Below are 6,129 nucleotides of genomic sequence, written 5' to 3'. Positions count from 1 at the left end.
TCTTGCTCTAAAATCGACTTCGCTTTTTCTTTCGCCTGATCATCTAATCCCGCAAACATTTCCTTGCGATTACCCTTCTCTGGGAATTTCACACCTAGTTCCTCTAACTGTTTCTTTGTATCGTCCATAATCGTTTTTACTTTTTGTTTTGTTGCCTCATCTAAATTCTTCTTTGCAGCTCCTTTTGTAACTTGCTCAGCTGCTGGAGTATTAGTTGCCGCAAACGCTGGTATGCAAGCTCCTCCTATAATTCCAAATGATAAAGCACCTGCAATTGCTACATACCCAAATGTTTTTTTCTTCATAGGAAATTTCCTCCTTCATATTTCTAAAGTATGTACACTTTCGTATACAACGCCTATAGTAATGTTGGTTTCTTAAAATTTCCTTAACGATGTAAATAAAAAAACACCGCTCATCATGAGCGGTGTTTCTCTATGCATTTTGTAATTGTACTTCTTCACGTTCCATTACTTTTCTTAATACAATTGTTTGTGTCATTGTAAATAAATTACCTGTAATCCAGTACAGCACAAGTCCTGATGGTGCCGCAATACCCATAAACAAAATCATTGCTGGCATCATAATTTGCTGTATTTTCAGCATTTGTACTTGCTCTCCAGGCGTTATATTTGATTGGAACACCTTCATTTGAATAAATGTTGTTAACGCTGCGATAATCGGTAATATATGATATGGATCTGCATGTCCTAGGTTCACCCATAAAAATGAAGATGTACGAATCTCTTCAGTTCGGCTAATCGCATAATACAAAGCAGAGAAAATCGGCATTTGTATAAAGATTGGCCAGCACCCAGCTAACGGATTCCAACCGCCTGATTTCATTAGTTCTGACATTTCTTTTTGATACTGCTTTTGTTTTTCAAGATCTTTACCCACATCACCGTATTTCTGTTTCAGCTTCTGTAATTCAGGTTGCATTTTTTTCATTTTCGCTTGGCTACGATATTGCGAAACAGCTAATGGAATCATCGCTGAACGAACAACAAGCGTAATGATAATGATTGCAATCCCGAAGCTAGCTCCAGGTATATGATGAGCAACAAATTGAATCATAAATGAGATTGGATATACGAAATAATGGTTCCAAATTCCCGTACTATGTGAATCAATTGTACCTGCATTACTGCAGCCAGATAAAACAAAAACAAGTAATAATGATAAACTAATGAGCCTAGCTCGGTATGATTTTAACATGTTCATTCCTCCAATGTTTCGTAATTAATTAGCGAAACATTGGTGTATACGGACCTACCTCGTCACTCTCTCCACTCGATTCTTGTCTGCGGACAGAACGAATCATTCCATATTTATAAAAAATAGAAAATAGCGGTACATTTCTTGTACCCTCTTCACACGTATCAACTAGTTTAAACGCTCTCTGTCTACCGTTCGATGCTTGCTGACGCACAAAGCGAGAAACGTTAGCAAGAAAAAAGACTTCTAATAAACAAAGCGCCGTCGTTACAAACGATATATATAGAATTGCATCCTGCAATAAAAATTCCATCGCTTCACATCCTTAATAAAGTCATTTTAGCACATTCAACAAACATTCTCTATTTCCTTTTATTTTCAAAAAAGAATTTTGCATATTTTCTCAAAAAATTATGTTAGAAAACCAATGTATTCGCTTTCTTTAGTATATTCACACGTATCTTTGAATAGGTTTAATTTGTTAGAAATTTATAAAATTTTTGCATTATAATAAAACTATTGCCAGTTTTTGAAAAAACCTTTATTCTCTTCTTGTAATCAAAAATGAATATGGAGATGAAACATACTATGGGTCAACTAGGAGACGCCGATTACGTTCCCGACACCGCCTTTTTATCCTTCCCAGCAGCTAAAACATTTCATTTAGAATTCATAATACAGTTAGTTGTTATTTTTATAGCTTCTATTTTGTATGCAATTTCTATGAATATGTTTTTTATCCCGCATAATATGATTAGCGGTGGGTTCGCTGGTGTAGGGATGATTATCGGTTATTTAATGCACTACAATATCGGAGCACTTATCTTTTTACTAAACATTCCGCTTCTTATTTTAAGTCACTTTTACTTAGGTAAGAAGACAACCTTTTTAACGGCATACTTTGTGGCTGTATCATCTTTAGCGATGAACATTATCCCAGTACACCAAGTCTCAGATGATATTTTACTGTCTTCTGTATTCGGTGGTGTCATCTGCGGTGCTGCCTCAGGAATCATATTCCGATTTGCTTCTTCAACAGGTGGTTTTGATGTTGTTGGATTGATTGTAGCGAAACATCGCGATGTTTCAATTGGAGCAATCATCTTTGGATTCAACTTAATCTTACTTGTTGCAGCAGGATTTATTTTCGGATGGGATATTACGCTTTATACGTTAATTAGTCGGTTTGTAGTCAGCAAAGTAATTGATGCCGTGCATACAAAACATATTAAATTAACGATAATGACAATTACAGAAAAAGGTGAGGAAATAAAAAGCTCACTATTACATCACGGCATACGTGGCGTAACAATGGTAGATGCTGTCGGCGGCTATACAAACCATAAGAAAAAAATGATTTACACTGTCGTAACTCGCTACGAGTTGGGCGAAATGAAACGTATTATCCGCCAAGTGGATAATAAAGCATTTATGAACATTACTGAAACAGTTGAAATTGTCGGCCGTTTCAAACGTATATAAAAAAGCGCAAGGAACTACAATTCCTTGCGCTTTTTAATTTTTACACTTATTACAAAATCAGATAATTCTATAATTGTGCCCCTAAATGTGTTATAATGAAAGCAGACTTACAAAAAAGAGTATATAGACTTGGAAGTTTCTCTTATTTTTATAAGCAAAAAGAAACGAGCAGTCGGGTATATTTCAGACACCATACACGTAACGGTTTTCCAAAAGCCGTTCATCTTAGTTATTCTTCACTGATCTTTTTATAAAAAGATACGTACAACTAAAATTCACTTCAATATACTATACCTACCTTTTTGACTTCCAAATCATCTTATTACATAAGGAGATGAACATATGAATCAATATATACGATACACACTAGCTGTCCTATTTGCCATCGTCGGCGGTGCAATCTGTTTCTGGACAAACACTGAGCTTGGAGAGAATATCATTTTTAATGGAATCGAAACCCTTGTAAGCGCTTCAATTTTAGGCGGATACATTTTCTTCCTCTTCAATCCAGAAGAAAATGCTCAAAAAACAATGTTATTAACAATGATCGGAATCGTTGGCGGATGTATTTCCTACTCAATGACAAACTATACATTACCACTTCAATTAAGCTCAGCTTTCTTCCACGGTCTATGGACTTGGTTTATCGCATTCTGCCTAGCAGACGTATTCAACCTATTACAAGACCACGAAGAAGAAAATGGTCAACAAATTGAAAGCAACTCTTAAGCTGGAAGATACTCTTCCAGCTTTTTTGTTTGCTATCCCCCCGCACATACCTATGCTGGTATTACCTGAAATATATCAGCGATTTTTCAAATATATCGACCGTTTCTCCACTTATATCGGCAGTTCGACACAGGATATCGACTTACCGACATCTTTCAACATCCCTAAAGTACAACATACCCTATCCCCCAAGCAACTTACTACCGAACTCCACAATCAAAAAGATAACTAAAAGAATCGCAAGTATCTTTAATGCTACATAAGTCACTTTAAAAACAGCATAAATGAGCAAGACTAACAAAATAATCGCTAAAATTCCCATATATAATTCCTCCAAGCTTTGCTCTTCTTATCTCATTTTACTCGCCCCGAACTTTTTATGGAACGGCAGAAGATTACATACAGAAAAGAGGATACCTCACCCATCGTAAGATACCCTCTCCTTCAACTGCTCAAACCATTCTCTCTCTAATTGTAAATATCCTATCTCACTCTTCTCAGCGCTCTTCAATTCTTTATCAGCTTTCCTCATATAAGTGCGTGAAGCTTCTAAATCACCCTCTAAATATTTAACAATTCCTTGTGTGCGGTAATACCCATTTAAGTCCATTTTTGTAATTGCCTTTGCATGTTCCTTCGCTTCTTGCAGGGAAAGATTTCCCTCCTGATACAGTACTTTATATAAAAGATACCAACTATGAAAGCTACTAACGAAAAATTTATTTTCTTTCATTACAGGTAGTTGAACAATTTGTTCTACATACGGTATTGCCCTTTCCATTCCCTCTTGATCAGCTCGGGCATAAAAGACGAGCATAAGTCCACTCATTATCTCGCTTATACTTTTATCCTCTTTTAATTTTTCCTCACTAAGCTCTATTAATCTCTCATCCCAATCTTCCGGTCTTTTGTAACTAAATAACTCACTCGATACTTGAATCGTGTATAAATGCTCTCTAGCCTTTTCATCATCTTTAATTAAAATGAGAAATTGCATACCATCGCTTAGTAGCGTTCCCTTTATTGGAATTGCTGTGACGACAAATATTGCAAGATGTAACACAGAAAAGTATAAAAGCATGTGGTAATAACTCACCATATATATGTAACCTGATACAATGCCAAATACGAAACTCGTTAATGGTCCACTTAAAGTCATCCATGCCCATTTTCTTGAAAGGTTCGGTGTATGTGTGGAAGGCGGCACTAACATTGCAACGCCACCAACATACATCCATATTTTATTTTCTCGAATCCGTATTTTCCCCTTTTCTTTTTGAACAGTAATTGGTCCTACTGCCATAAACTTAAATTTCAAACCGACTATCAAACCACATATTACATGCCCTAATTCATGAATAGCTAACACTAGCAATGCAATCCCGAAAAAGGCCCATATTTCTATAATTTGCTGTACTTTTTCTATTCGAATGAATCCGTATAAAGCGGAGCAAACGAAGGCAACGAATAATGAAAAAGCAGGTCTTCTTAAAATATCCACCGTTTCTCTCCCCTTAATAAATCATCTTTTTATGCATTTCGTACATAAATTTCCCGATATGTAATATCCAAATAAACGAGATTAAGCCAAGCAACACGAAATTGATATCACTAGTCGCTGTATATATAACGGCAGCCCACCAAGCCAACGCCAGTACTGTATTTGTAAATTCATACGCTTTATATCCAGCCTCATGCACAATATGCTTTAACCCCTCATCTGCATTTTTCGTCCACATTTTCATCGATTCCATATATGTTACACCTTGTTCAGGATATAGCTTGTTATAACGATTCTTTGTTATGATCCCAATAATCACTACAATGGTTAAACAGGCAGTAGCAGCTACCAAATTCCAAACTGTAAATGAAACATTTTCGTCATGTATGAGTGCACGTCTACATGTAATAATTGCATATACAAACCATGCCTGCATCACTATATCACCTACACGTAAATACATGATTATAATGCCTAACTTTCTGCCTTGTACGCTCTCTTCTTCATCGCGTGCTTTCGCTAACATACGTGTATTCTTCCACGTGTAATAAATCATTACTACTCCAAATATCGTACATACCCCTAGTAATATATTCGGTGATAATTTTCTCGGTTCATCCGAAAGCAAATCTAAAGCTATATAAGATGCAAAAAAGCCAAATATCATACTTAATAAAAACTTCCCCAAAATATTGAATTGTTTTTTTAGTCTACTCTCCATCTTCCTCTTCCCCCTCCACTAACATAAATATCTCCTCCACCGGCGCTCCAAAAATTTTTGCGATTTTTAGCGATAACACAATAGACGGCGCATAATCCCCACGCTCAATTAAACTAATGGTTTGCCGAGATGAACCAATCGCTTTACCTAACTCACCTTGTGATAAACGATGCTTTGCTCTAAATTCCCTCACTCTATTTTGAAGCTTCATGCTTTACCTCTTTTTCATTTATTTAATTAAAATTGTAAATAATATCCTTTCAAATGTCAATTATCATTGTCATTTTGACTTAGATACATGTCAAAAATGGATATATATTATACTAGACATAACGTATATAATAATTTTTAAGAACTACATAATTGAGGTCAACGTAAACTTCCTTATTACTGAAAATAGCACCTACCAAGGTTATAGCACTGGCTTTTCTAGTGAATTTAATAAAGTGAAACTTTAATCAGTAGGGGTTTTGTTCAT

The 6,129-nt window shown here is 35.7% G+C and carries 8 protein-coding genes and 1 pseudogene; 2 read left to right on the top strand and 7 right to left on the bottom strand.

What is annotated here, in order from left to right:
* The 3 genes and pseudogenes from V7038_RS22700 to V7038_RS22690 all read right to left on the bottom strand — a co-directional run.
* Nucleotides 1-305: pseudogene (locus V7038_RS22700) on the bottom strand (hypothetical protein); the annotation flags it as partial.
* Nucleotides 306-435: 130 nt separating this feature from the next.
* Nucleotides 436-1,218: a membrane protein insertase YidC gene (locus V7038_RS22695; RefSeq protein ID WP_002112707.1), complete on the bottom strand. Its 783-nt coding sequence runs from the start codon at nucleotides 1,216-1,218 to the stop codon at nucleotides 436-438.
* Nucleotides 1,219-1,246: 28 nt separating this feature from the next.
* Nucleotides 1,247-1,531 carry a hypothetical protein gene (locus V7038_RS22690; RefSeq protein WP_002112708.1) on the bottom strand — a complete coding sequence of 95 codons (285 nt, stop codon included), beginning with the start codon at nucleotides 1,529-1,531 and terminating at the stop codon, nucleotides 1,247-1,249.
* Between the two features lie 275 nt (nucleotides 1,532-1,806).
* On the opposite strand from V7038_RS22690, the gene V7038_RS22685 reads away from it, so the two are divergent.
* Complete coding sequence (locus V7038_RS22685) at nucleotides 1,807-2,700, top strand: YitT family protein (RefSeq protein WP_000530031.1); 894 nt, start codon at nucleotides 1,807-1,809, stop codon at nucleotides 2,698-2,700.
* 342 nt (nucleotides 2,701-3,042) lie between these two features.
* Nucleotides 3,043-3,429: a DUF3938 domain-containing protein gene (locus V7038_RS22680; RefSeq protein WP_002112709.1), complete on the top strand. Its 387-nt coding sequence runs from the start codon at nucleotides 3,043-3,045 to the stop codon at nucleotides 3,427-3,429.
* Nucleotides 3,430-3,610: 181 nt separating this feature from the next.
* On the opposite strand, the gene V7038_RS22675 is transcribed toward V7038_RS22680, so the two are convergent.
* The 4 genes from V7038_RS22675 to V7038_RS22660 all read right to left on the bottom strand — a co-directional run bounded on the left by V7038_RS22675 (nucleotide 3,611) and on the right by V7038_RS22660 (nucleotide 5,862).
* On the bottom strand, nucleotides 3,611-3,751 hold the full coding sequence (locus V7038_RS22675) for a DUF3985 family protein (protein WP_335695660.1): 141 nt from the start codon (nucleotides 3,749-3,751) through the stop codon (nucleotides 3,611-3,613).
* A 96-nt stretch (nucleotides 3,752-3,847) separates the two neighbouring features.
* Nucleotides 3,848-4,930, bottom strand: a complete 1,083-nt coding sequence (locus tag V7038_RS22670; protein ID WP_002112711.1) for a M50 family metallopeptidase — start codon at nucleotides 4,928-4,930, stop codon at nucleotides 3,848-3,850.
* Between the two features lie 13 nt (nucleotides 4,931-4,943).
* Nucleotides 4,944-5,651: a DUF3169 family protein gene (locus V7038_RS22665; RefSeq protein WP_002112712.1), complete on the bottom strand. Its 708-nt coding sequence runs from the start codon at nucleotides 5,649-5,651 to the stop codon at nucleotides 4,944-4,946.
* On the bottom strand, nucleotides 5,641-5,862 hold the full coding sequence (locus V7038_RS22660) for a helix-turn-helix transcriptional regulator (RefSeq protein WP_002112714.1): 222 nt from the start codon (nucleotides 5,860-5,862) through the stop codon (nucleotides 5,641-5,643). Before V7038_RS22660 ends, V7038_RS22665 begins: the two co-directional genes overlap by 11 nt.
* Nucleotides 5,863-6,129: the final 267 nt, after the last annotated feature.

Origin of the sequence: Bacillus sp. JJ783, from assembly GCF_036963225.1 — a bacterium.
Taxonomy (GTDB): Bacteria; Bacillota; Bacilli; order Bacillales; family Bacillaceae_G; genus Bacillus_A; species Bacillus_A cereus_U.
The sequence above is the reverse complement of the archived record's forward strand: the minus strand, read 5'-3'. Positions and strand labels throughout refer to the sequence as shown.

Bases quoted from the DNA above. Each gene is read 5' to 3' on its own strand.
- V7038_RS22695 (WP_002112707.1), bottom strand. From the start codon at position 1,218: ATGTTAAAATCATACCGAGCTAGGCTCATTAGTTTATCATTATTACTT.
- V7038_RS22690 (WP_002112708.1), bottom strand. From the start codon at position 1,531: ATGGAATTTTTATTGCAGGATGCAATTCTATATATATCGTTTGTAACG.
- V7038_RS22685 (WP_000530031.1), top strand. From the start codon at position 1,807: ATGGGTCAACTAGGAGACGCCGATTACGTTCCCGACACCGCCTTTTTA.
- V7038_RS22680 (WP_002112709.1), top strand. From the start codon at position 3,043: ATGAATCAATATATACGATACACACTAGCTGTCCTATTTGCCATCGTC.
- V7038_RS22675 (WP_335695660.1), bottom strand. From the start codon at position 3,751: ATGGGAATTTTAGCGATTATTTTGTTAGTCTTGCTCATTTATGCTGTT.
- V7038_RS22665 (WP_002112712.1), bottom strand. From the start codon at position 5,651: ATGGAGAGTAGACTAAAAAAACAATTCAATATTTTGGGGAAGTTTTTA.
- V7038_RS22660 (WP_002112714.1), bottom strand. From the start codon at position 5,862: ATGAAGCTTCAAAATAGAGTGAGGGAATTTAGAGCAAAGCATCGTTTA.